Source organism: Syntrophomonas curvata, assembly GCF_052976825.1.
The window spans coordinates 296,053-320,209 of record NZ_CM129641.1 but is presented as its reverse complement, the minus strand read 5'-3'; the positions used below and the strand labels follow the sequence as shown (position 1 = coordinate 320,209).

The following is a 24,157-nucleotide window of genomic DNA, read 5'->3' as shown; positions in this document are numbered from 1 at the left end:
TATTCATTTGGGATACGGAATGTTAATACTCCGGCTACCTTTTTTTAAGCTTGCGCCCAATTCGCTGGGTGAAGCCAAAGAGGCTGCCGTCATCCAGGGTCAGGTATCGGGTGGTAGTATTATCCGGTACCGGTATAACGCCTAATTCCTGCCAGGGTTTACGGGTGAGCTGAAGCAGGATGCGCTGACCTTCCCGCAATATTTCGAATTCCAATTCTTTAAATCCGCAGCTTAGAAACTGCTGAACAGCATACAGCTCATTTACCGGTTCGCCGTTAATGCTTAAGATTACGTCTCTCGACCTGATGCCGGAACGGCTGGCCGGAGAAGCGGTCTTTACTTCCAGCACCATAATCCCCCGAGGCGGCTTTACGTAAATGGGTTGACTGGTACTCTCTTCCCGCATGCCCAGCCAGATTACAAATTCGTGGCCCAGCGGACTGAAAAGAGCGGCTATGATGGTCAATTGCCCCCAGTGGGAGGACAAAATAGCAAGCAGCAGCAGGATTATGCTAAAACCAAAAAGGTTTCGGGCCGACTTCTTCACCCTCTGCTCCGGGGTACGGGTGGAACAGATCTCGCCGTAACCGAGCACGGCCAGAACGGGCAGGAGGGAATAGTGGCGTCCGTAATCGAATGGTGAATAATCTTTGATCAGCGGCCACCAGTCAGGCATGCTTACTCCGGCAGCGGGGTCGGCCAAACCATTGGCCATCAGGGCAATCAAAGGGATGGGCCAGAAGTATTGCAGATTAAATCCGCCCCGCAGGCTATGGCTGCGCTTCAGGTATATGGGTATAGGGCCGGCACTGCCGTTCAGCAGGATAAGCATACTTTCCACCATATGCAGCACGGCTATAAGACCCATTAGCTGGGCGATATTGATGTCAGGATAGCCGACCGCTAAGCTTATCAGGGACAGTATACCCCCGGCATAGGCAAAACATAGAAACCGGGGATTGACAAGCATCAGCAAGACCGCTGCCAACCACAGATACATGATTCCCAGGTGGCTTAAGTCGATGCCGATAAAAATCAGCAGGATGCTGCCCAGCAAACCGCCCAGGATACCCAGTGCAGCAGAAACCAGGGCGGACTGCAGGTAGCGGTTGCGCGTATAGTTGTGGAGGCTGCGGGTTATGTCTTCCATGCGCCGGTACTGCCAGGCGACGATAATCAGCAGGAGCAGATAAATAATAATGAACATGGGCGAAGTAAAGGCATTAAGGAGTACTTTCCCCATTAGGACCACAATTGAAACCAACAGCTCCAAGCTTCCATCTCCTTTACGCTCTGGAAGAAAAAACCCCCACGGGTAGCGGGGGATTCTGGCCCAATGTTTAAGGTTAAGATTCAGTAGGGAAAACCCGCCCTCTATGAGGGCGCTGATGTTAACCGTTCGCAATCAAGGACGCGTTTTTTCTAATATATTTGTTTTTTTATAAGGGATACCGCCTTTTCCAGTTGTCGGTCCTGGCTGTCATTGTCTTTATTCTCCACCACGTAATCCGGGGTTATGCCGACTTCATTGATATCGATTCCAGCCGGAGTGTAGTACTTCTGAGTGGTAAGCTTAAGAGCGCCGCCATTGCGCAGGGGAAACACGGTCTGCACCAGCCCCTTGCCGAAGGTCTTCTTGCCCACCAAAACTGCCCGCCCGTTATCCTGCAGGGCGGCAGCCAGGATCTCCGAGGCGCTGGCACTATCTTCGTTTACCAGAACCACCATGGCGGTATTTACCTTGCCCTTGCTGGCCCGGTATACTTTTTCATTACCCTGGGCATCGGCCACGCTTACAACCTTATCCCCATCCAGAAATACCCCGGCAATGTCGACGGAAACATCGAAATCACCGCCGCCGTTATTACGCAGATCCAGTATCAATCCCCTGACTTTCTTGCTCTCCACCAGATCTTTAACGCTGGCTTTAATCTCTTCGGCAGAACGGGTACCAAACTGGTTGAGGCTTATATAACCGATCTGATCGGCACTGTCCAGCACCTTTGCCTCCACCGAGGGTACATTGATAATTTCCCTGGTTATACGGAAGGTATGCTCCTTGCCGTCCGCTTCGCGGTAAACGCTGAGGGACAGCTGGGTTCCGGGGTCACCCCGCATCAAATGTACGGCCTCATCCTGACTCATGCCCACGGCACTGTCGTCATTTATCTTGATGATAATATCCCCGTGTTTAATGCCCTCCTTGTATGCGGGAGTACCTTTTATAGGCGACAGAATTTTTAATCGCCCCTGATTATCCTGTAAAATATAGACGCCGATACCGCCGAATTTGGCATCCAGCCGTATTTTTAAATCCTGCCAGGTATCTTTATCCAGGTATTCTGAATAGGGGTCATCAAGGGAAGATACAATGCCTGAAGCCGCCCCCTCAAAGACCCGGGAATTATCAATATCGTACAAGGATTGGGTCTTCACCAGTCCCAGAACGCTGATAAAGGTATTCAGCCCGCCCGCATTGGTTAAAAAGACGTAAACCAGTCCGGTAACAAACAGAGCACCCATTATACTCAAGAAAACAATCAGGCCTTTTAAAAAAGATTTTTTCTTCAAACTTCCACCACCATACATTATTGTATTTATACCGGCTTCATCCTATGCCAGTTAAGGCGGGTAAAATATTCCTGCAGCCGCAGAGGAATTAATCTCTCCGCAAAATCAACAAGCAAGCCCGCGTTTATTTCAACTCATTCATTATATCGGTTTCCCCGCTATCTTAGCCAGCTAAATAAAATGAGCCAGGGTATTGACCCTGACTCGCTGATTATTCCTAGCGTACATAACCCGTGGGGTCGGTGGGAGTTCCGTTTATACGTACCTCAAAATGAAGATGGGGACCGGTGCTCCATCCGGTACTGCCTACCTTCCCTATAGCTTGGCCTTTTTCCACATTGGCTCCTTTCCCTACCAGAAAACGGGATTGATGGGCATAGAGGGTAGACAAACCATTGCTATGATCTACGATCAACACCTGACCATAGCCTGACATCCAACCGGCATACATGACCGTTCCACTGTCGGCCGCAACTATGGTAGCTCCCATGGGGGCGATTATGTCTATGCCGGTGTGCATCCTTCTTTGCTTAAGTATGGGATGGAACCTCATGCCATAAGGCGAGGATATGCCGGTATGACCAGGGGCAGGCCAGGTATAGGTGCCGGTACCGGCCTGACCGCCGCTGTTGCCCGCCTGGTACTGGCGGATTATCGTCTCCAGTTCCTGCGAGGTCCGCTCCAGCTCATCCAGGGCTTTTTCATAGGCTTCCTTCTCCTGGCGTACATTGCCCAGAAGTTTCTGCTTCTCATCCTTTTGGGCGTCCAGTTCCTCTTTCTGGGCCAGACACTCGGCCTGAATATTCCGCAGCTCTTTCTGCTTTACCTCCAGGTCGCATTTTTTCAGGGACAGTTCCCGTTTCTCTTTATTTATGGATTCAATAAGCTCCACATCCTGTTCCACTATGACATTTAAAAGATCATAGCGGGTTAAAAAGTCCTTAATGTCAGTGGCTGAGAGCAATACCTCCAGATAGGAGACATCGCCGCCTTTTTCGTAGATGAACACCAGCCGCTTGCCCAAAATATCACTTTGTTCGGCCAGAGCTTCCTCCGCTGCCTTAATCTCCTTTTCGGCTTGGTTAATGTTCGTCTCCAGATAGGCAACCCGCTCCCCGGTATTTTTAATATCGGCTTCAGTTTTGCTGATATTCTTATCCAAACTGCCGATCTGTCCCATAATGGACTTTTCCTGTTTACGGGCCTGGTTTATATTATTCCTTTGCCGGTTAATCTGCTGGTTAACTTCCTGCAGCTTCTGCTGCTGTTCCTGCAGAGGATCGGCATAGACCGGGAAAATAGCGCCGCTCAAAAGAACCAGGGCCAGTCCAGCCGCCAGCAGGTGTTTTCTACTTCTCACTCTCTCCCCAACCTTTCTGGTTTGATTTATTGCTTGGGCGCGGATTCATCTGGGTTTTCCGCGTCTATTTTATCTTAAGAATTTATAACCGGATTGCTTAAATTAGACATCCAAAAAGCGATTCAGTGATACCCAGGTTCCTATAATCCCCAGCAGAGCCCCGCCTGCCAGCAAGCCCAGATAGACGTTGGTCAACATTCCCGGATCGGTAACCAGAGGCAGGAAAAAGAGCGCATCAATTCGCTGGATTAACGAACCATAGCCTGCAGCCAGTACCAGGATAGAAATAAGCCCACCGAACGTACCCAGGAATACCCCTTCGATAAAAAAGGGCCAGCGTATAAACCAGTCGGTGGAGCCGATGAGTTTCATCAGGTAAATCTCCTTGCGGCGGGCGAAAATAGCCAGGCGAATGGTAGTGGCTATCAGGAATACGGCCGCCACAACTAAAAGGACTATGAATACCATGCTGATGAGGCGAACCCAGCGGGTTACTTTGAAAAGCCTTTCCACCACGCCCTGTCCGTAATTCACCTTGTAAATCCCGTCAATCTTCTTAATTTTTTCCGCCATCCGGGGTACGGCATGAGGATCCCGGGCTTTGATTTCATAACTATGGGGCAGCGGATTCTCTCCTAAAGTATCCTTAAGGTTATAATCCTTCCCTCCGAAACTGCCCTGCAGCTTCTCCAGGGCCCGGTCCCGGGAAAAGAAGTTTACCGACTCTACTCCCGGGATAGCCTTCAGTTCCTGCCTGATATCAGTAATCTGGGTTGAGGTCAATTCCTGATCCAAATAGGCAACAATCTCTACGTCTGATTCCAGATGCTTCATAAACTCGCCGGCGTTAAGAGAAAGCAAAACGGCAAAGCCCAATATAAGTATGGAAATCGCCACGGTGGAAACAGTGGCGAAGCTCAAAAGGCGATTTCTAAGCAGTGATTGCCAGGCCTGCCCCAGGAAATAAAAAATACTGCCCGGTCTCATAGTATGGCCTCCCCGGATGGGTTATCGGCCGCTATTTTACCATCCTCCAGCATAATTACCCGCTTACCGGCGTTTTTTACCAACTCCCGGGCATGAGTGGCCATAATTACAGTAGTTCCTTTGCGATTGATGCCAAAGAGCAATTCCATAATCTCATGGGAGGTGTCTAAATCCAGGTTGCCGGTAGGCTCATCGGCTATCAGGAGCAGAGGGCGGTTGGCCAGTGCCCGGGCGATTCCAACCCGCTGCTGCTCACCTCCGGAAAGCTCCCCCGGAAACGATTTTTCCTTGCCCTTTAATCCAACCAGGCTGACTACCTCCGGTACCCGTTGTTTAATTTCCCGGCTGTTGGCTCCCACCACTTCCATGGCAAAAGCAACATTTTCGTACACCGTTTTATTCTCCAGCAGCTTAAAATCCTGAAAAATAATGCCCATATTACGCCTTAGTTTGGGAACCTCGCCCCGTTTCATCCTTACTATGCTGCGGGCCGCCAGAAATATCTGTCCCCGGGTGGGCAATTCTTCCCGAAACAGCATCTTTACCAAAGTGGACTTTCCTGCTCCGCTGGGGCCCATCAGGAACAGGAATTCACCCCGATCTATTTTAAGGGAAATATCATCCAGAGCTTTAACTCCATTGGGATATATCTTGGAGACGTTATAAAACTGAACTAACATCTGTTACCTCCAAATAAAAAAACCACCAATATTGGTGGTTCTACAAAAATACCGGGAAATCCTTTTTTATTTTAGTTTCTTTTTAAGTAAAAGCCGTATATTCTGTACTATTTTATCGGACGTCAGGCCATAATGCTGCATTAGCTCATCAGGGTTGCCGGATTGTCCAAAAATATCGTCAATTCCCATTCTCCTTACCGGAATCGGATATTTTTCACTTACCGCCTCACATACTGCGCCCCCCAGCCCACCAATTATGCTATGCTCCTCAACCGTCAATATGGCTCCGGTTTCCCTCGCCTTGCGAACAACCAAATCTTGATCCAGGGGCTTGATGGTGTGCATATCAACCAGTGATACCTGAATTCCTTCTTCGGCTAGGGTATGCGCCGCTTCCAGAGCCAGGGATACCGTAGTTCCGCAGGCAATCACAGTGGCGTCCCGGCCATCACGAAGCACGATACCACGGCCGATTTGAAAATCCGTATCATCTTCATATATCAATGGCAGCGCCGACCGCCCCAGGCGCAAATAAGCCGGTCCCGGCTGCTCATAGAGCTTTCGCAGAGCGAGGCGGGTGCTGGCTCCATCAGCAGGTACGATTACGCTGAGGTTAGGTATGCTTCTCATAATGGCAATGTCCTCCACCGACTGGTGGGAGCCGCCGTCTTCGCCCACGGTAATTCCGCTGTGGGTGGCGCAAATTTTTACATTCAGGTTGGCATATGCCAGGGAATTGCGTACCTGCTCGAAGGCCCGGCCAGCGGCAAAAACAGCAAAAGAGCTGGCAAAGACCACTTTACCTGCCGCAGCCAGCCCGGCGGCCATACCCACCATGTTCTGCTCGGCAATCCCGGCATTGATGAAACGCTCCGGGAATATTTTGGCAAAATCGGCGGTTTTGGTCGACTTGGAAAGATCGGCATCCAGTACTACAATATCATCGTGCAATTGCCCCAGCTCCACCAGGGCTTTCCCATAAGCATCTCTCGTCGCCTGTTTATTCAAAATCCGTCAACTCCTGATATTAAATTAACCACCCATTACCCTAATTCAGCCAGGGCTTTTTCGACTTCGTCGGGTTTGGGAGCTACTCCGTGCCATTCCGCCCGATTCTCCATGAAGGAGCAACCTTTGCCTTTTATGGTGCGGGCAATTACGGCGGTCGGCTTGTCAGGCACCGTGCGGGCGGTGTTCAGGGCCTCCATGATCTGGCGGTGATCATGCCCGTTTATCTCCAGCACCTCCCAGCCAAAGGCCCTGAACTTATCCGGGATGGGCAGGGGCGACATAACCTCTTCCACCCGGCCGTCAATCTGCAATCCGTTATTATCGACAAAGGCCATGAGATTGTCCAGTTTATAATGAGCTGCCGCCATGCTGGCTTCCCAGACCATCCCCTCCTCAATTTCGCCGTCGCCCAGCAGAACATATACCCGGTAAGGTTTTTTATCCATTTTGCCGGCCAGGGCCATACCCACCGCCCAGGATATGCCCTGTCCCAGGGAGCCGGTAGAGGCTTCCACTCCGGGGAGCTTGCGCATATCGGGATGTCCCTGCAGGGGACTGCCCAGCTTTCTCAGCCGGTTAAGGTAATCACGGGGAAAGAACCCTTTTTCCGCCAGGGCCGCATAGAGAACCGGTGCGGCATGACCTTTGCTGAGGACAAAGCGGTCTCTTGCCTTCCAGTCCGGGTTTTGGGGGTCGATATTCATTTCCCAGAAATACAGGCAGGCCAATATGTCGCTGGCGGACAGCGAACCGCCGGTATGTCCGGAACCTGCCTGCCCCAGCATGCTTATTATGTCCCGGCGAATCTGCCGGGCTTTCTCGGTGGTGATTGCTATTGACTGTTCGGTAATCTCCTTCACCTTTCGCGCTCCTTAAGTTTTAATAATAGTCGCGGATTTATAAAGGATTCCCGCGGTTATTTTTAATCAATACCCTTAAGCTTCTGCGTTAAGTCTTTTAATGGCTCCCATTTTCCCAATACCGCGTTATCCCCTTAAGAATCCGCGTATTCCGCGTCCTCGCCAACCAAGATTACGCCTTCTGCTGCAGGCGGGCGTAGATGAAGTCGTCCAGGCCGCCGTCCAGGACTGCCTGGACATTGCCTTCCTCCAGGTTGGTGCGATGATCCTTGATTAAATTAAAGGGATTAAGGGTATAGGTTCTTATCTGGCTTCCCCAGGCTATCTCTTTATATTCCCCCTTGAGATTCTGTAAATTATTTTGGGCTTCTTTCTGCTTCATCTCATATAGTTTGGCGGTCAAAATCTTCATGGCCGCCAGGCGATTGGCATGCTGGGAACGTTCATTCTGGCACTGCACCACAATACCGGTAGGCAGATGGGTAATGCGAACCGCAGAATCAGTTTTATTTACATGCTGGCCGCCGGCGCCACCCGAGCGATAGGTGTCTATGCGCAAGTCTTCCGGATTAATGTTAACCTCCACATTTTCGATTATCTCAGGTAATACCGAAAGAGACGCAAATGAAGTATGGCGCCGCCCGGAGGAGTCAAAAGGTGAAATCCTTATCAGGCGGTGCACCCCCTCTTCACACTTGAGTTTGCCAAAAGCGTATTTGCCCTTGACCATGAAAGTCACACTCTTTATTCCCGCCTCATCCCCGTCCAGGTAGTCCATAACTTCCGTCGTATAACCGGACGATTCCGCCCAGCGCATGTACATCCGAAACAACATCTCCACCCAATCCTGGGCTTCGGTGCCGCCTGCACCGGCATGCAGGGAAAGAATAGCATCCCGTTCATCATGGATTCCAGAAAACAAAACCAGGAGTTCAAACTCCCGAAATTTTTTCTGCAGTCCTGTTAATTCATCTGAAGTTTCATTCCAGAGCTCCTGATCATCATCCTCCTCGGCCATGTCCAGGATATCCTTAATATAATTAGCCTCTTCCCAGAGATTGCAGAATCTATTGATACTCTCCTGCAGGTCACTAATGCTTTTTAAAACCTTTTGGGCTTCCTGGCGGTCATTCCAAAAGTTCTCGTCCAGGGTTTTTTTATGGAGGGCCTCTATCTCCTTCTTCTGACCATCAATGTCAAAGAGAAGCCCTCATTTCTTCAAGGCGTTTGATCATATCGCTACAAACAGTTTGCGGGTCTTCAATCAATATCTTTCACTCCTTTAAGGTTGCGATGTACTGCTGGATGGTTCAAAATAGTCATATTTCTTTTTCAGTATGACAATGTCCACCCGGCGGTTCATGGCCCGGCTGATCTGATCCTCATTGGGAACCAGGGGGCGGTATTCGCCAAAGCCGATTATGGACAGGCGTTCGGCCGGAATCCCGGCGTCTTCATTAAGTACATGTACCACATTGGAAGACCGCAGTACCGAGAGTTCCCAGTTGGATGGAAATTTGCCGGTATTGATGGGCAAATTGTCGGTATGGCCTTCCACCCGGATATAGTTGGGTATTTTAACCAGGGTTTTACCGATATCCCGGATTATGCCCTGGGCCCGGGGGGTCAACTGATCGGAGCCGCTGGCGAACAGCAGGGTATCCTTGAAGCTTATAACCAGTCCCCGTTCCTGTTCGTATATTATTATATGTTCACTCAGCTTGGTAACCGCGGTGTTTCCCTGAGACTGTGCCTGACTGGCCTCCAGGTCTTTAGTGTTTATAAATTCCGCAATTATTTTTTTCACTTCATCCAGTTCTCCCTGCTGGGCGGGAGCCGGTCCGGGGCCTTCCGGCATTTGCTGCCCCGATATTCCTTGTATCATGGAAGGGCCCTGAGTGTCAAGTACCGACATAGCCTGCCCGGTCAGAACCACGCTCAGGGAATTGGCTACGGCTGCATATTTGCGGGCATCAACCTGGCTCATGGTATACATCAGGATAAAAAATATCAGTAAAAGCGTAATCAGATCGGAATAGGTAATAAGCCAGCGCTCCATATTGGCTTCTTTCTCCGGTTGCTTTTTCCTGCGCCCTGCCATATAATCACATCCTTGCCTGGGCCTGCTGTTGCTCGGCCGCAGCCTCTCTGGTCTGCGGCGGCAGGAAGGTCATCAGTTTTTCTCTTATTACCCGAGGATTCTCTCCCGCCTGAATGGAGAGTATACCTTCCAGTACCAGCTCCATCAACAGGACTTCTTTTTCCGATTTGCCTTTTATCTTGTTGGCAAAGGGAATCCAGAGCACATTGGCCGAGGCCACACCGTAAAGAGTAGCCAAAAAGGCTACCGCGATGGCGCCACTCAGCTTGTCCGGCTCAGATATACTGCTCAGAACATGGACCAGCCCCATGACCGTACCGATAATACCCATGGTAGGCGCAAAACCGCCGGCTGCCATGAATATTTCAAAGCCCACTTTTTCTTTTTTTTCATAGGCTTCTATCTCCATTTCCAGCATATTGCGGGTAAGTTCAGGGTCAGTTCCGTCAATCACCAACTGCAGCCCCCGGGCCAGGAAAGGATTGCCTATTTCGCCCAGCTGGCTTTCCAGACTCAGCAAGCCTTCCCGCCGGGCCTTGTCAGCCGTCTCTACCAGGGAATCAAGAACCGTTAAATAATCAATTTTTTTATCTGCAAATATAACCTTGAGAAAATAAGGAACGGTCTTGATTTCCTCCATGGTAAAGCTTAATATTACCGCTCCAAAGGTACCCCCGAACACGATCAAGGCAGCGGTTTCCACCAGGAGCATCCTCATGGTGCCGCCTTCCAGGAAGAATCCGCCCAGTAATCCTCCGAATCCCAGGAGTAATCCTATTAGAGTCGCTATGTCCATTAACTAACCCCTCTTCCACAACAATTCTTATACTTTTTGCCGCTGCCGCAAGGGCAGGGCTCATTGCGTCCTATTTTCTTGCCTACCCGAATGGGTTTTTTCTCGGCTTCCTCCCCTTGATTGACAAAGGTCTTACGCTCCTGCGGCTGCTGCACCACTTTGACCCGCAGTATAAAGCGGACGACATCCTCCTTTATACTGTAGACCATAGACTCAAAAGCGTTAAAGGCTTCAAACTTATACTCAATAAGCGGATCCTTCTGGCCGTAAGCCCGAAGGGATATACCATTGCGCAGCTGATCCATGGCGTCGATGTGATCCATCCACTTGTCATCTATGATCCTGAGCATAATGGCCTTTTCCAGTTCCCGCATGGTTTGGCCGCCCATTTCCGCTTCCCTTTCCTCGTAGAGGCGGTGGGTGCGTTCCTGGAATAATTCCTTGACCTCTCTTTTGGTCATCCCTTTGAGGCCGTCAACGGTAAAATCTATGCGGGGCAGCACATGCTGTTCCATATAGGCCAGCAAACCCGGTAGATCCCAATCATCAGAATACTTGATTTCACCGGCATAGCCGTTAACCACCTCATCGATAACATCATCAATCATACTGGAGATGGTATCTTTCAGATTTTCCCCATCCAGCACCTTTTTGCGTTCCCCGTAAATGACTCCTCTTTGCTGGTTAATAACATCGTCATATTCAAGAACATTCTTTCTTATGCTGAAGTTGCGGCTTTCCACCTTCTTCTGGGCATTTTCAATACCCCGCGAAACCATCTTGTTTTCAATCGGCATACTGTCATCCATGCCCAGGCGATCCATAACCCCTTCGATGGTGGAAGCTCCAAACAACCGCATCAAATCATCTTCCAGCGACACATAAAACCGCGATTCGCCCGGGTCACCCTGACGTCCGGAACGTCCCCGCAGCTGGTTGTCGATACGCCGGGCCTCATGCCTTTCGGTACCCAGCACATACAGGCCGCCCAGCTCTTGCACCCCTTCGCCCAGCACAATGTCGGTTCCTCTGCCCGCCATATTGGTAGCTATGGTTACGGTGTTTTTGCCACCGGCGCCGGCTATGATCTGGGCTTCTTTCTCATGGTGTTTGGCATTCAAAACCTGGTGGGGAATGCCCCTTTTTTTCAGCAAATCGCTTAAAAGCTCAGATTTTTCTATGGATATAGTACCCACTAATACCGGCTGTCCGGTCCGGTAGCGCTCCGCGATATCTTCCACCACCGCCTGGAATTTTCCCGCTTCACTGCGGTAAATGATATCCGGCTTGTCATCCCTTACCATAGGTCTGTGGGTAGGTATGACCACCACATCCATGCCGTAGATCTTGCGGAATTCTTCTTCTTCCGTCCTGGCGGTACCAGTCATGCCGGCCAGTTTTTCAAACATGCGGAAATAATTCTGGAAGGTTATGGTGGCCAGAGTCTGCGACTCCTTCTCAATCTTGACCCCTTCCTTGGCCTCGATCGCCTGATGCAGTCCATCGCTGTAACGGCGCCCGAACATCAGGCGTCCGGTAAACTCATCTACTATTATCACCTGGTCATCCTTAACCACATAATCCCGGTCCCGCTTCATAAGGCCGTACGCCTTGAGCCCCTGGTTCACATGGTGGGCCAGTTCCATATTCTCAGACAGGTTGTCAATCGCAAAGTGTTTTTCCACCTTGCGCACCCCGTCTTCGGTCAGGGTTACCAGGTGAGCTTTTTCATCTATTTTATAATCCTCTTCATTTACCAGCCGGGGAATGAACTTGGCTATCTGGTAATAGAGGTTGGTGGGTTTGTCCCCCTCACCGGAAATAATCAAAGGGGTACGCGCCTCATCTATAAGGATCGAGTCAACCTCGTCAACGATCGCGTAATGCAGGTCCCTTTGCACCATGTTTTCGGCGGCAATCACCATATTATCGCGCAGGTAGTCAAAACCAAACTCGTTGTTGGTTCCATAAGTAATATCACAAGAATAGGCATGTTTACGCTCTTCATAGCTTAAGTCATGGACGATAAGTCCCACTGACAGGCCGCAATACTCATAAATCGGCCGCATCCACTCCGAGTCGCGGGTGGCCAGGTAATCGTTGACGGTTACAATGTGAACCCCTTTTCCTTCCACGGCATTCAGATATGCCGGCAGGGTGGCTACCAGGGTCTTACCTTCACCTGTCTTCATCTCGGCTATTCGGCCTTCATGCAGCACCATCCCGCCGATAAGCTGAACATCAAAATGCCTCATTCCCAAAGTTCGGCGGGAAGCCTCCCGTACCAGGGCAAAAGCCTCAGCTAATATATCGTTTAAATTCTCTCCGCCCTTTAACCTTTCCTTAAATTCTGCAGTTTTTTGGGGAAATTGCTCGGCGGGCAAGGCGGTATAGTCTGCTTCCAGCCGGTTTATTGCCTCCACCTTGTGGCGCAGCCGTTTAACCTCTTTTTCATTGTCATCCAGTAACCTTTTAAGGGCATCTTTAATCATCGGTATCTCTCCTCTTAAAAAAAGAGGAACCATCCAGGTTCCTCGTATTCAGCATTCAATAAATTAACATTTTTATATTATCACTTTGCCGGTGAGCCTTCAACTAATCAAATTCCGGCTCAATCAGGCCATAACCTTTATCTTTGCGTTTATAGACCACATTTACCTCTTCGGTCCGGGAATTAAAGAATACAAAGAAGTTGTGGCCCAGAAGGTTCATCTGCATAATTGCTTCCTCTTCATCCATAGGCTTTAAGGCAAATCTTTTGCTGCGGACAATGTTGAACTTTTCTGCCGCTTTGCCTTGATCCAATTCCTTCAGAGCTTCTTCTTTCAGAGATTTTTTCAGGCCCGCCCCGCGGTTATTCCTATATAATCTGGTCTTATATTTTTCGATTTGCTTCTCCAGCTTCTCCTCTACCAGATCGATGGAACTGTACATATCGTCGGTACATTCTTCCCCCCTCAGGATTATCCCGTTAAGCGGTATGGTAACTTCCACCTTATGCCCCTCGGCGCTGACTGAGAGGGCTACCTGAGCCTCCTTTACATCCTCGATGTATTTTTCCAACTTGGAAAGCCTTTTAGTGGTATAGTCCTTTAAAGCATCAGTAAGTTCAATGTTTTTACCTCTGATATCAAACTTCATACGACCACTCCTTTCCCGTTGCTTATGTATATTATACTACTCGAAGAAGAAGAAATCCTTACATTCATACTTTAGTATTATGCGTAATATCCTTGAATATCCCAGCTATATCCCCAGACAACCCTGCGTGCCTGCTGGGCGCGCAGAAAATGAAAAACCGGGCTTAAAGCCCGGTGTTAATATTCCTTCTTTCTTAATACGCCGCCTCTTTCGACTGCTGAAAACATTCCATACAATAAACAGGTCTGCCTTCTACCGGCTTAAAAGGAACCTGGGTTTCGGCTCCACATCTGGCACATACAGCTGAAAACATCTCACGTGGAGCTCTGTTGCCATTGCGGTTGTTGCGGCGATTGCTCCTGCAGTCTTTGCAACGTTTGGGTTCATTTTCGAAGCCCTTCTCATGATAGAACTCCTGCTCTCCAGCAGTGAAAACAAATTCCTGACCACAATCCTGGCATACTAAGGTTTTGTCTTCGAACATAAAAAGATATCCCTCACTTTTTAGAATTTTGCCGGCGATTACTAAAAAGCATCCTACCGACCCGTATACATTATTATACCCATCAAATTTTAAAATAGCAAGAAATGCCTTTCTATTATAGCTTCTCCTTGTTAAATTTTGCCGCCTGCCGATAGAGACTAGCGGCTTCTTTATTGCTCGTTCCGGTTCCAGTTTTACTTACCTGGGCCAGGCCGTCTCTCATCAATAGCTGATTCTGGCGATCCGTTTCGCTTATAGCTTTAAGGATAGCCCCAAGCTTATTGAGCATATCCCTGAGATCGCTGTACTGTTCCGGATCAAGCCCGGCTTGAAGCTGGCTTAAGGTAAATTCGCTGATGGCAAGCTCGCTTAACGCTTGTTCCTGCAAGCTTTTGTTTTCCGTATCTAACAGCTGCAAATCATCCATCAGTCTTTGCCGCTTAACCATGATATCCATAACCTGTGCAGAAGCGCCTGCCGGCTGAGGCTCTTGCAACAACACCAGTTGCTCAGCGGCCAAGTCGGCCATTGTTTCGCATATCCGATACTGCCCGGCAAAGTTGTTAATGACACTGTCGATAAGGGTATTTCTCACCTTTAATCTTCCCTTTTACTTTTTCTTATCAATAAACCAGCCCTCAGTATATACGTCCTCCTGCAGGTAGGCCTTTTGGGCTTTCTGATTGTTCCTCAAAGAGTTAAGTTTGCTTTGGGTTTGCTCCTTCGCTTTCCCGAGCAAATCCTGATACCTCAGGTCATTATCATTTATAGCTAAAATAACCGCTTTAATCATACCCAGATATTTATGATAATCAGCATCTGTCTCCAGGTCCAACAGCACCAATCTTTTAGACTCATCCCTTATGCCCCACTGTCTGCGCAGCTTGGCTTCAAGTAAATCCACCTCTTCCATGATAACCTGACGCTGCGCAATAAGCCCTTCCAACATATCCAGATCCAAATCAAGCTGGTTGCCGCCAAGTAATTGTACCTGCTGTGCAGATACCTGCTGCATCTCCTGCAGCAGGGCGGTTATTGCCTCCAGATTTTTAATGATTTCAGTATTTTTCATAATCAACCCTTTATATTCAAGGTTCGCTGGACACTCTCTTCACTTTTTTCCCGGGTAGCGACAGCCGCCTTTTTCATGACCTCTTCCCAGGTATCGCGAAACTGCGCCAGAAATCCCCGAACTTCGTTCAGCTTACCGATATCCTTTCCGGCATTGGCCTGCACCAGTTGATAATAGAGATACTCATAGAGGCTGAAAAGATTATTGGAGATTTCGTATTCCATATTAAGACTGGCTATAAGTTCAAGCACAATATTTTGGGTTTTGACAATAAGGTTGTGGGCCGCGTTGACATCCTTGTCATTTATAGCTTTTTGAGCATTGTCAATATTCCTTATAGCCCCGTCAAAAAGCATCAATAATAACTTTCCCGGTGCGGCGGTTTCGACAGTGGCTCTTTTGTAATTATCATATGCCTGAGCGTTGACATTCATTGCTTTTATCCCCCTGGGTTAATTATTGAGATATTAGTCCTGGGACTTGACTCCGATAAATTTAGCTGTTAGTTTCGCAAGTCAATAAATTAAATAATCTCATCCAGCAGTATCCCTGCCATCTCGTCCAGCATGTCCCTGATCATAGCCGAGCATTCGAGAATTTTTTCCGGCGGGATTTCACGAATAACCTTTTGTGAATCCGAATCGATTACCTTGACCTGTATTCGCCCGCTCTCCTTATGAACTTTAAACTGCAAATGGTGATTGGAGATTCTCATGACTTCGTTCATGACATTGGTGGTATTCCTGATCTCTTCTTCGTTGGGGTGCTGTTGTTTTTTTACCTCAGCAACGCTGATTTTAGTTTGATTTGTACTGCGTTCCTTATCATTTACCATCTTCGATTGTTCCGTCCCCAGGTTGCTAGCGGTATAGTCCGTGGCAGTCCGTTGCCCCTCAACCCGCATTTTTGTCGCCTCCCTGCTAGGTAATGATATGTATTTATATTATCGTCATCCGGGCAGGCAGACTTTAATACTAGTGATTTAAACTATGAAGCAACATAATCGGAAAGACATCTTTCCAACTCATTTTTCCATTCCTTGAAAGCAGGAATAAGCACCAGCTGCATATCGGTCTTGGCCTTTTCAATTCGCTGGGTTTGATAATTATTGGTCATTTCGTCGATCAAATGATTCAGATGCTCAGCATACTGCTCTATCCGGTTCTCCCCCATCAAGGGCAGCATAGGCTCGGTAGCTTTATGTATTGAAGCGATAGCGTCTATTATGTCTTCCAGGAGATAATAAGTCTCTTCAAAATACCCATCAAATACCCGCTTCTTAATATGTTCCAATCCTTCCATTATTGTATCGGACAGGCTTATAATATCGCTGGCAATTTGAAATTGCTCCACCAGATCCCACCCCTTTCCCAATCTATGTACAAGAAGTATAAATTATCAGAGTGCAAAGTGAAAGCCCCTTAAGCAAGGGGCCAGCCACTTCTGCCCTGCTATCACCTAAGCCAGCACATCAATCGTGCTTCCCAGATGGGGCTGCACGGAATTCTCCAAGAGCTGGGTATTGACCTTCATCATATCGGTGATAGCCTGGGCACTCTGTCGGGTACTGTCCATGGACATCTTCATGACCTGCATAGCGGCCATCTGCTGTAGCTGGGCAGCCTGCATGCTCATGGCCAATCCGGCAATAGCCAGTGTATCCATGTAGTATCCCCCCTTTAAGTGTTTTGCAGTGATTCTGCAAATTTAATATCCTATGCATAGCATCTTGCAGTTATAACTATACGATTATCATATTAATTATGGGCGATAGCGAATATCGTTCCTCATATTATGGCTTTTCTTTCCCTTCTTGTTTATATTCCTTTCACTATTTCAATAACATATTCCTGCTGCTCCGGGGTCAATCCCGGAAACAGAGGAAGGCTGATTTCACGATTATAGAAGTTCTCCGCCTGCGGGAAATCGCCCAACTTATGGCCAAAGCGGCGGCGATAATAGGGTTGTAAATGTACCGGGATGTAGTGTACCTGCACGCCGATATCATGCTCGCGAAGCCAGGTGAAAAGCTCTGTGCGATCAATATTCCCCGCCAGTAGCAAAGGATAGAGGTGATAAGCATGGCGGCCACCGGACGACGGTCTCGGCGGAGTCTGCAGCCAATTGACGTCACTAAATTCCCGGTCATATTTTGCAGCCAGTAATCTGCGCTCTCCTAAAAACTTTTCCAGCTTCTTCATCTGGGAAATCCCCAGGGCACACTGGATGTCAGTAATGCGGAAATTGTATCCCAGTTCCTGCATTTCGTAATACCAGGGGCCATCATTGGCTTCCAGATACTCCGTATCTTTGGTAATCCCATGATTGCGGAACAATTTTAAGCGCCGCCAATATTCCGGGTTGCTGCAGATAATCATACCGCCTTCCCCGGTAGTGATATGCTTGACCGGATGGAAGCTAAACATGGTCATATCGGCCTGGGCGCCAACTTTTGCCCCGTCCCGTTCCGCTCCCAGGGCATGGGCAGCGTCTTCAATTACCAGCAGATCATGTTTATCGGCAATCTCCCGAATAGGTTTCATATCTACCGGGTATCCGGCATAATCCACCGGTACTATAGCCCGGGTACGAGGTGTTATGGCCGCTTCTATTTTTCCGGTATCAATACAATAGTTTTTCTGGTCAATATCGACGAAAATCGGCCGGGCTCCTACATAAAGGGCAGCATTGGCCGTAGCTGCAAAAGTAAGGGGAGTGGTAATCACCTCGTCCCCGGGACCAATCCCGGCCGCAAACATGGCCGCATGCAGAGCCGAAGTACCGCTGTTAAAGGCCACGGCATAACGGGCCCCGCAGAACTCTTTTACCCGCGCCTCGAATTCGTCGACTTTCAGCCCCTGGGTAATCCAGTCGGAACGCAAGGCTTCTATAACCGTTTCTATGTCCTCTTCGTCTATATTCTGCCGTCCATAGGGTATAAATTCTTTCATCGGTTGACTCCTTGCACGGCAATCCACTCACTGGTTCTGGCGATACCCTCCTCCAGACTTATCCGCGGCTGCCATGATAATAAACTCCGGGCCTTATCATAATTGCAGAGCAGCTTTTGAATCTCACTCTGGGGATGAATGTGGGGTACATGTTTGATACGGTTCTTATCTTTACAAATTATATAAGCCAGCTCGTTTATGCTTACATCCTTGCCCAGCCCGGCATTTAATAATTGCCCGTCGGCCCGGCTGTCCGTCCCCGCCTTTATTACAAAATCGGCACAGTCCTCGGCATAGAGCAGATCCCGGGTCTGAGTGCCGTCACCGTATATATTCAGATCTTCGCCCCGCAAGTTACGCCGGATAAAGATCGCTACCACGCCGCCTTCCCCGGAAGACTTCTGGAAAGGCCCGTAGGTGTTGAATGGTCTCACAACTACTGTCGGCAGTCCATAGGCATAATAGTAGGACAGGGTCAAAGCCTCCCCGGCCAGCTTGCTGGCTGCATAGGGCGAGGCCGGTTTGACCGGGTGTACTTCACTTATGCCTGCCTCGTCCAGGCTGCGCTCGTAAACCATGCAGGTGGACATAAACAGCATCTTAATGCCCTGCTGGCGGCACTCCTCCAGCACATTAAAGGTTCCGGCCACATCATTCTCATAAGTAGTACGGGGGTCATCGATTGAATCCTGCACATTTATGCTGGCCGCCAGGTGATAGACCAGGTCAAAACCGCCGGCGAAAACCTTGCCCACTACCTCCCGCTCCTTGATATCTCCTTCTATAAACAAGAAATCAGGGTTATCCCCGAATTCCTCGATATTCATTAACCGACCGTTGGACAGATCATCCAGAGCCGCAACCCTATGCCCATCTAATAGCAGTTTTTTGACCACCCATCTTCCGATAAACCCGGCCCCGCCGGTAACCAGAATATTCATGATTAAACCTCCGTTAACCTATAATCAGACAATCATAGCTTTTATATCATCCAGGCTCATGGCCTCCGCACCAGTCGAACTATATGTACCACAGGCGGCCAACCCTGTACCAGGGTAGCTTCCCTGATAATCCCGGCGGTCACGGTCATAGGGCAGTATGATAAAAAGTTCATCATTTTCCAGCGCCCGGGCACTCTCTTCCTCGCTCATTAATTCCTCGTACATCTTCTCCCCGGGTCTAAGGCCGATAGTTTTCATTTCTACCTCCTGGTTCGAACTGTCTGCCACCGCCCGGGCCAGATCCCCCACGGTTAGAACCGGCATTTTAAAAACGAAGGTCTCGCCGCCTAATGATATGGCCAGGGACTTTAAAATCAAGTCAACCGCGCGCTCAGCACTCATAAAAAAACGGGTCATGGCAGGATCGGTAACCGTAACCGGGCCACCCCGCTGAATCTGCTTCCGAAAGAGAGGAACCACCGAACCCCGGCTGTTAATAATATTGCCGAAACGTACGGACAGAAACTTTATTTGCCGGGGACCTTTCCATTGATCTGCCGATGCTATCAGCCTTTCGGCCAGCAGTTTACTGGCCCCCATGGTATTGGTAGGTGAAGCCGCCTTGTCGGTGCTGGTATATACCACTGTGGAGACGCCGGTTTCCATAGCACACTCAATCACATTCTGGGTTCCCATCACATTGGTCTTGACCGCTTCCGAAGGATTATACTCACAGGCCGGTACATGCTTCAGGGCCGCCAGGTGAAATACTATATCGATATCCTCCATCGACCTCTTCAAGCGTTCCTTGTCCCGTACATCACCGAGGAAAAAACGCACCCTTTTCATGTCCAGACCCTGATATGCAAAATACTCCTGTATAGCAAACTGCTTATGTTCATCCCGGGAATAAATACGGACTACCGCCGCCTCCAGCTCCAAAAGCTTATACGCCAGCTTCTTCCCCACTGTCCCCGTCCCCCCGGTAATCAGTATCTTTTTATCCCGGATTATCTCCCGTATATCCATTATTTCTTCTCCTCATCTCATCAAGCAGTATAATATATCCGCAACCACCTGTACCCACCGAGCCACCAATAAGCTCTTACCCGGAAACGGTCATGTATTACCAGCAGCGCCGATACGCCACGGGTAGCCAACTCATAAGTGATAATCCCGCCTGCACTAATAGATATATCGCGTAATTCCATCAAATTCTTTAAAGCAGAAAAGATAGCTTCTGGCCATCTACCAGCCGCAAAGGAATTGCTTTCAGGTAATATTTTTCTTATTATTGCGTGTCTTCTTATAAAAATACGGTATCAAGGGAGCTTTCTTCAGTCATCCGACGTTCACCGGCCAATTCTTGTATTATGCATTTGCCTTCATCTCATCCAGAAGTATAGCTGCAACCCGCTGCGCTCCTCGACCATCGATAAGCTCTTGCCCGCTATTTGCCATTTTCCCCCTTAATGCCTGATTATTTATTAGACTATCCAGGATAGAGAACAATTTAGCCGCATCCAATTCATGGTACCAGCCCAGGTTAAACGCCATTCCCTGCCGCTCTGCTTCCCGGGCCATCCGAACCTGGTTATCTGCCGCAACTACCAACAAAGCCGGTACACCACAAGCCGCCAGTTCATAAGCGGTACTCCCGGCGGCACTGATAGATATATCACAAAAATCCATCAATTTCTTTATATCCGGATTATAATGCAGAGTCACATTGGGATAATCCCTTACCATAGCCTCTATCTCCGCAGTATTATGAAATACCGGCCCTACCACCACGTGCCAGTGTAAATCTTTAAATTGCGCATAACGTTTAAGCTCATGTAATAATCCCGGGGTAATATTCTCCATATCTGCCGCCCCAAAAGTAATCAGTACATGCTCTGTACCCGGATTTGGTAAGCGTACAGGAACCCTTGCAAACTCCTTCCGCATCAGTAAATATTTTATACCCAATAAAAACCTGGCCTTTCCCTGGTAAAAAAGCCCCGGAGCATAAAGGTTGCCATTAACTACAAAATCCGTATTGAAAGGATGGCGGTTGAGGTCATCTATATACACGCTTAATAAATCCAGTTGCCCTGCCCGGTCCAGCCTCTCCTGAGTATATTCATAAGAATCTATAATAAGCATTCCTGCCTGCATATTCATCAGTATTTCTTTTAGCAGCAGCTCCTCTTCATTGCCACCTTGCCGGTCCAATTGCAATACCCGGTATCCCTCAATATTCTCTGGATTCCTGCTCAAAAAAATAACCTCAGCCCCCTGCTTTACAAGCTCACGGGCCAAAGCCTTCATCCTCATCAGATGTCCAAAACCTGTTTCACTGTTGCCATCTGCACGAATGGCTATTATATTGTCCATACCCAGCCTAGCTCCCCATTATTATTCCCATGGTACTTATATCAAATCCCAGTTTAAAGGAGTTCCCTTTTTTACATCTCTATTTATTCTCTTTCCTAGCAATACATCATAATATTTAGGTTCCAGACCATATCCCGGCCGTATAATGCGTAAATTATCCGGGGTTAAAACCTCCCCTGCCGCCATGTCTCTTGCTATATATAAAGAACGCCGGAACTTCAAAGATTTGCTTTCCTGCTCACCCGGGCTGTAGCTGATTCTCCCCATTGCCTGCCAGGCCCGTTCCGTCTCAATGACCAATTGCCTCATCTCTTCCGGCTCCGTGGAAAATGCAGAATCCACTCCGCCATCGGCCCGGGATAGAGTAAAATGTTTTTCAATCATACAGGCTCCCAAGGCTATAGAAGCAACCGCAACACCAATTCCCATGCTATGGTCCGATAGCCCTACCGGGCAATCAAACAATTTTTGCATATGTGGAATAGTAAGTAAATTACTGTCCTCCGGGCTGGCCGGATAAGAACTGGTACACTTGAGCAATACCAAATCCTCGCAGCCCGCTTCTCGCGCAGTTCTTACGGTTTCATCCATTTCCGCCACGCTGGCCATGCCGGTCGAAATAATCATGGGCTTTCCGGTTGCAGCCACCTTGCGAATAAGAGGCAAATCAGTATTTTCAAAAGAAGCAATCTTATAGCAGGGAACATCCAGCGATTCCAGAAAATCCACCGCCGTCTCATCAAACGGGGTACTGAAAGCTATCAGCCCCAGTTCCCGGCAGCGTTTAAAAATCGGTTCATGCCATTCCCAAGGAGTATAGGCCTCGCTGTAAAGATCATAAAGGCTTCTTCCCCGCCAGAGATTATCCTTATCCTCTATAAAAAAATCACCGTCGTTAATGTCCAGAGTTATTGTATCTGCGGTATAAGTCTGTAATTTAACCGCATGAACGCCGCTTTCAGCAGCCGCCTGTACGATTTCTAAAGCACGCTCCAGAGAGTGGTTATGATTCCCCGACATTTCGGCTACTATAAAAGGCCTATTTCCGGCGCCCAGAACCTTATCGCCCATACTGATCCCCGGCATCTATATCCCATCCCTTCCTTAGCTCCCGGCTTGTAATACGCTGCAATAATTGAGCATCCAGTTCCGCAAGGGAACTAATATTGCAATCCGCTTCGAATTCCGGTGGTTTTTTCAAATTTCTATACGGGCCTTGCAGCACTCTTATAGTCTTAAAGCCCAGAGGTTTTATGCCCACGAAGTCCTTGTCGGGATTATCAGCAATATATACCACCTGATCAGGGCTTGCTTTTTCCCGCTCGCAAATTTTATAAAAGCAATAGGGTGATGGTTTGGCATGTTTTAATCCGTATCTGTGGGTAATAAAAACAAAATCGACCTTATTATAAAGGTCCAGAGCCGCGACTTTATTATGTTGAACCAGCTTATTGCCATCTGTAACTATGTATTTAGGATATCGGCTCAAACCATTAAGACATAGCTCAGCATCCGGATAGATGTGAATCTCAGGCTTATGTCCCCGATAGATGCTCAAACACCGCTTAACATTATTTTTACTGTATAAGCTAAAATGCTTCAGAACATCATCCAGTATACCTTCACGTCCATACTTTATTCTATCCTTAATAAAGCCCCGGCTAGCAACTAACGGTATCATAAAGGAGCTTTCCAGGTATTCTGATACTGCCAGCAATCCGCTGTTTACAAAAGTCATTTCATCATAGAGGGTATCATCCAAATCAAACACAATAACCATATTAAAAAATCAAATCCTCTGCATAGCGTACCTGCGTTTTTTCTTCAGGTGAACGTACAAACAGCTCCGGCCCGATCGAATATCCGCTGCTTTCAAGCAAGAACCAGTAAAAGCTGTCCAAACCTGCTGCCAGGCTTAAAGATGAGGCGCCGCCGAAACGGTTATTACACTCTATTATGTGATAATTAGCCTGGTCATCCATTACAACCTGAAAAACAGCATGTCCATAAATCCCCAATTTCTCGGCCATCTCCGCACACATGGATTCTAACTTTTCATCCCGAATAGTCCTGGTTATCTGAGATTCACCACTAACCACCAGTTCACGAGTCCTCGCCACTACCCCTTTGCATATTCCATCCTTACCGACGTAAAGATCAACGCTTATTTCCCTGCCTTCGATGAAGGGCTGAAAAATCGGACTCTCAAGCAAACCGGCATGTTTTATGGCATCCTGCCTTGAGCAGTTCAGCGCAATCTTCTGCGAACCCGCTCCGTACCTTTCCTTTACTACATATGACTCACAGGACAATTCTTCGATTCTTGCTACGGTAGATATGGCCGGGTAATTGAAGTCGTTTAGAACCTCGCCAAAAAGAAGCTTATCCAAACAACGCTGAACCGTAACATAATTTGCAATCATTACAGAAAACCCGTTTTCTTCAAGAAGATTGGCATTGGCAGCAAAAAAAGACAGTTCCCCGTCCCGGGTTGGAATAATGGACATAACATTATTTTGCTTGCAGTAATTAATAAGAACTTCTATATCAAGCTGTTCTGTTGGAGGCATCAACCAAAAATCATCCACAAAAAACCTTCCCACAATATTTTCGCTGCAATCCCCTCCAATTACCCGGCCCTTTCTGCGGTATTTATGAACAGCTTTCTTAACCGCTTTAATCAAGGGTACTTTCTTAGATATACTGGTAATCAGCACATTACCGTCGGCCTCAGGCAACCTACCGGCCATTAATAATCACCCGCTAATCCATAACTTTATAAGAGCCAAACGGAGAAGTCTCCGGTTTTCCAATGCCATTAAC

Annotated in this window: 26 protein-coding genes; all 26 read right to left on the bottom strand. The window is 48.3% G+C overall.

The annotated features are described in order from the left end of the window. Positions 1-34 precede the first annotated feature (34 nt). Positions 35-1,273 carry a PDZ domain-containing protein gene (locus ACU70B_RS01565; protein ID WP_447184610.1) on the bottom strand — a complete coding sequence of 413 codons (1,239 nt, stop codon included), beginning with the start codon at positions 1,271-1,273 and terminating at the stop codon, positions 35-37. 149 nt (positions 1,274-1,422) lie between these two features. Next, entirely contained in the window at positions 1,423-2,571 is a 1,149-nt protein-coding gene (locus ACU70B_RS01560; RefSeq protein ID WP_447184609.1) for a S41 family peptidase, read from the bottom strand. A gap of 217 nt (positions 2,572-2,788) precedes the next feature. Then, complete coding sequence (locus ACU70B_RS01555) at positions 2,789-3,931, bottom strand: murein hydrolase activator EnvC family protein (protein ID WP_447184608.1); 1,143 nt, start codon at positions 3,929-3,931, stop codon at positions 2,789-2,791. Between the two features lie 102 nt (positions 3,932-4,033). Next, on the bottom strand, positions 4,034-4,918 hold the full coding sequence (gene ftsX, locus ACU70B_RS01550; RefSeq protein ID WP_447184607.1) for a permease-like cell division protein FtsX: 885 nt from the start codon (positions 4,916-4,918) through the stop codon (positions 4,034-4,036). Next, positions 4,915-5,598: a cell division ATP-binding protein FtsE gene (gene ftsE / locus ACU70B_RS01545; RefSeq protein WP_447184606.1), complete on the bottom strand. Its 684-nt coding sequence runs from the start codon at positions 5,596-5,598 to the stop codon at positions 4,915-4,917. Before ftsE ends, ftsX begins: the two co-directional genes overlap by 4 nt. Positions 5,599-5,664: 66 nt before the next feature. Continuing rightward, positions 5,665-6,609: a transketolase family protein gene (locus ACU70B_RS01540; RefSeq protein ID WP_447185683.1), complete on the bottom strand. Its 945-nt coding sequence runs from the start codon at positions 6,607-6,609 to the stop codon at positions 5,665-5,667. A gap of 32 nt (positions 6,610-6,641) precedes the next feature. Next, positions 6,642-7,460, bottom strand: a complete 819-nt coding sequence (locus tag ACU70B_RS01535; protein WP_447185682.1) for a transketolase — start codon at positions 7,458-7,460, stop codon at positions 6,642-6,644. A 181-nt stretch (positions 7,461-7,641) separates the two neighbouring features. Next, positions 7,642-8,704 (bottom strand): peptide chain release factor 2 gene (prfB, locus tag ACU70B_RS01530; RefSeq protein WP_447185681.1). Its coding sequence is split into 2 segments (ribosomal slippage): positions 7,642-8,667 and positions 8,669-8,704, totalling 1,062 coding nucleotides; the frame shifts between segments, so codons are not numbered across the junction. Between the two features lie 47 nt (positions 8,705-8,751). Beyond that, positions 8,752-9,570 carry an OmpA/MotB family protein gene (locus ACU70B_RS01525; RefSeq protein ID WP_447184605.1) on the bottom strand — a complete coding sequence of 273 codons (819 nt, stop codon included), beginning with the start codon at positions 9,568-9,570 and terminating at the stop codon, positions 8,752-8,754. 4 nt (positions 9,571-9,574) lie between these two features. Beyond that, on the bottom strand, positions 9,575-10,366 hold the full coding sequence (locus ACU70B_RS01520; protein ID WP_447184604.1) for a flagellar motor protein: 792 nt from the start codon (positions 10,364-10,366) through the stop codon (positions 9,575-9,577). After that, complete coding sequence (gene secA / locus ACU70B_RS01515; protein ID WP_447184603.1) at positions 10,366-12,858, bottom strand: preprotein translocase subunit SecA; 2,493 nt, start codon at positions 12,856-12,858, stop codon at positions 10,366-10,368. The genes ACU70B_RS01520 and secA overlap by 1 nt, the downstream gene beginning before the upstream one ends. 103 nt (positions 12,859-12,961) lie before the next feature. Beyond that, positions 12,962-13,507: a ribosome hibernation-promoting factor, HPF/YfiA family gene (gene hpf, locus ACU70B_RS01510; protein WP_447184602.1), complete on the bottom strand. Its 546-nt coding sequence runs from the start codon at positions 13,505-13,507 to the stop codon at positions 12,962-12,964. A gap of 193 nt (positions 13,508-13,700) precedes the next feature. Next, positions 13,701-13,991, bottom strand: a complete 291-nt coding sequence (locus ACU70B_RS01505; protein ID WP_447184601.1) for a zinc-ribbon domain containing protein — start codon at positions 13,989-13,991, stop codon at positions 13,701-13,703. A gap of 115 nt (positions 13,992-14,106) precedes the next feature. Beyond that, the gene (gene flgN / locus ACU70B_RS01500; RefSeq protein WP_447184600.1) at positions 14,107-14,586 is read right to left on the bottom strand and encodes a flagellar export chaperone FlgN; all 480 of its coding nucleotides are present in this window, start codon (positions 14,584-14,586) and stop codon (positions 14,107-14,109) included. Between the two features lie 15 nt (positions 14,587-14,601). Continuing rightward, a complete protein-coding gene (locus ACU70B_RS01495; RefSeq protein WP_447184599.1) occupies positions 14,602-15,063 on the bottom strand; it encodes a flagellar protein FlgN in 462 nt (153 codons plus the stop codon). Positions 15,064-15,065: 2 nt separating this feature from the next. Next, positions 15,066-15,497, bottom strand: a complete 432-nt coding sequence (gene fliS / locus ACU70B_RS01490) for a flagellar export chaperone FliS (protein WP_447184598.1) — start codon at positions 15,495-15,497, stop codon at positions 15,066-15,068. 89 nt (positions 15,498-15,586) lie between these two features. Then, positions 15,587-15,967, bottom strand: coding sequence for a flagellar protein FlaG (locus ACU70B_RS01485; protein WP_447184597.1), 381 nt, complete (start codon positions 15,965-15,967; stop codon positions 15,587-15,589). An 83-nt stretch (positions 15,968-16,050) separates the two neighbouring features. Next, positions 16,051-16,416 carry a DUF8042 domain-containing protein gene (locus ACU70B_RS01480; RefSeq protein WP_447184596.1) on the bottom strand — a complete coding sequence of 122 codons (366 nt, stop codon included), beginning with the start codon at positions 16,414-16,416 and terminating at the stop codon, positions 16,051-16,053. A 105-nt stretch (positions 16,417-16,521) separates the two neighbouring features. Beyond that, complete coding sequence (locus ACU70B_RS01475) at positions 16,522-16,728, bottom strand: YjfB family protein (RefSeq protein WP_447184595.1); 207 nt, start codon at positions 16,726-16,728, stop codon at positions 16,522-16,524. 152 nt (positions 16,729-16,880) lie between these two features. Beyond that, a complete protein-coding gene (gene pseC / locus ACU70B_RS01470; RefSeq protein ID WP_447184594.1) occupies positions 16,881-18,014 on the bottom strand; it encodes a UDP-4-amino-4,6-dideoxy-N-acetyl-beta-L-altrosamine transaminase in 1,134 nt (377 codons plus the stop codon). Continuing rightward, the gene (locus ACU70B_RS01465; RefSeq protein ID WP_447184593.1) at positions 18,011-18,955 is read right to left on the bottom strand and encodes a dTDP-glucose 4,6-dehydratase; all 945 of its coding nucleotides are present in this window, start codon (positions 18,953-18,955) and stop codon (positions 18,011-18,013) included. The genes pseC and ACU70B_RS01465 overlap by 4 nt, the downstream gene beginning before the upstream one ends. 24 nt (positions 18,956-18,979) lie before the next feature. Further along, complete coding sequence (locus tag ACU70B_RS01460) at positions 18,980-19,984, bottom strand: UDP-N-acetylglucosamine 4,6-dehydratase family protein (protein WP_447184592.1); 1,005 nt, start codon at positions 19,982-19,984, stop codon at positions 18,980-18,982. Positions 19,985-20,326: 342 nt separating this feature from the next. Then, entirely contained in the window at positions 20,327-21,334 is a 1,008-nt protein-coding gene (gene pseG / locus ACU70B_RS01455) for a UDP-2,4-diacetamido-2,4,6-trideoxy-beta-L-altropyranose hydrolase (protein ID WP_447184591.1), read from the bottom strand. Between the two features lie 36 nt (positions 21,335-21,370). Next, positions 21,371-22,420, bottom strand: coding sequence for a pseudaminic acid synthase (pseI, locus tag ACU70B_RS01450; protein WP_447184590.1), 1,050 nt, complete (start codon positions 22,418-22,420; stop codon positions 21,371-21,373). Then, on the bottom strand, positions 22,395-23,114 hold the full coding sequence (locus ACU70B_RS01445; RefSeq protein WP_447184589.1) for an HAD family hydrolase: 720 nt from the start codon (positions 23,112-23,114) through the stop codon (positions 22,395-22,397). Before ACU70B_RS01445 ends, pseI begins: the two co-directional genes overlap by 26 nt. Before the next feature lies 1 nt (position 23,115). Further along, positions 23,116-24,084, bottom strand: a complete 969-nt coding sequence (locus tag ACU70B_RS01440) for an ATP-grasp domain-containing protein (RefSeq protein WP_447184588.1) — start codon at positions 24,082-24,084, stop codon at positions 23,116-23,118. Between the last annotated feature and the right edge of the window lie 73 nt (positions 24,085-24,157).

Coding starts and splice junctions, on each gene's coding strand:
- ACU70B_RS01520 (WP_447184604.1), bottom strand. CDS start 10,366: ATGGACATAGCGACTCTAATAGGATTACTCCTGGGATTCGGAGGATTA.
- ACU70B_RS01440 (WP_447184588.1), bottom strand. CDS start 24,084: ATGGCCGGTAGGTTGCCTGAGGCCGACGGTAATGTGCTGATTACCAGT.
- pseG (WP_447184591.1), bottom strand. CDS start 21,334: ATGGACAATATAATAGCCATTCGTGCAGATGGCAACAGTGAAACAGGT.
- pseC (WP_447184594.1), bottom strand. CDS start 18,014: ATGAAAGAATTTATACCCTATGGACGGCAGAATATAGACGAAGAGGAC.
- pseI (WP_447184590.1), bottom strand. CDS start 22,420: ATGCCGGGGATCAGTATGGGCGATAAGGTTCTGGGCGCCGGAAATAGG.
- ACU70B_RS01465 (WP_447184593.1), bottom strand. CDS start 18,955: ATGAATATTCTGGTTACCGGCGGGGCCGGGTTTATCGGAAGATGGGTG.
- ACU70B_RS01445 (WP_447184589.1), bottom strand. CDS start 23,114: ATGGTTATTGTGTTTGATTTGGATGATACCCTCTATGATGAAATGACT.
- ACU70B_RS01460 (WP_447184592.1), bottom strand. CDS start 19,984: ATGGATATACGGGAGATAATCCGGGATAAAAAGATACTGATTACCGGG.
- secA (WP_447184603.1), bottom strand. CDS start 12,858: ATGATTAAAGATGCCCTTAAAAGGTTACTGGATGACAATGAAAAAGAG.
- ACU70B_RS01505 (WP_447184601.1), bottom strand. CDS start 13,991: ATGTTCGAAGACAAAACCTTAGTATGCCAGGATTGTGGTCAGGAATTT.
- fliS (WP_447184598.1), bottom strand. CDS start 15,497: ATGAATGTCAACGCTCAGGCATATGATAATTACAAAAGAGCCACTGTC.
- hpf (WP_447184602.1), bottom strand. CDS start 13,507: ATGAAGTTTGATATCAGAGGTAAAAACATTGAACTTACTGATGCTTTA.
- ACU70B_RS01485 (WP_447184597.1), bottom strand. CDS start 15,967: ATGCGGGTTGAGGGGCAACGGACTGCCACGGACTATACCGCTAGCAAC.
- ftsX (WP_447184607.1), bottom strand. CDS start 4,918: ATGAGACCGGGCAGTATTTTTTATTTCCTGGGGCAGGCCTGGCAATCA.
- ACU70B_RS01495 (WP_447184599.1), bottom strand. CDS start 15,063: ATGAAAAATACTGAAATCATTAAAAATCTGGAGGCAATAACCGCCCTG.
- ACU70B_RS01525 (WP_447184605.1), bottom strand. CDS start 9,570: ATGGCAGGGCGCAGGAAAAAGCAACCGGAGAAAGAAGCCAATATGGAG.
- ACU70B_RS01475 (WP_447184595.1), bottom strand. CDS start 16,728: ATGGATACACTGGCTATTGCCGGATTGGCCATGAGCATGCAGGCTGCC.
- ftsE (WP_447184606.1), bottom strand. CDS start 5,598: ATGTTAGTTCAGTTTTATAACGTCTCCAAGATATATCCCAATGGAGTT.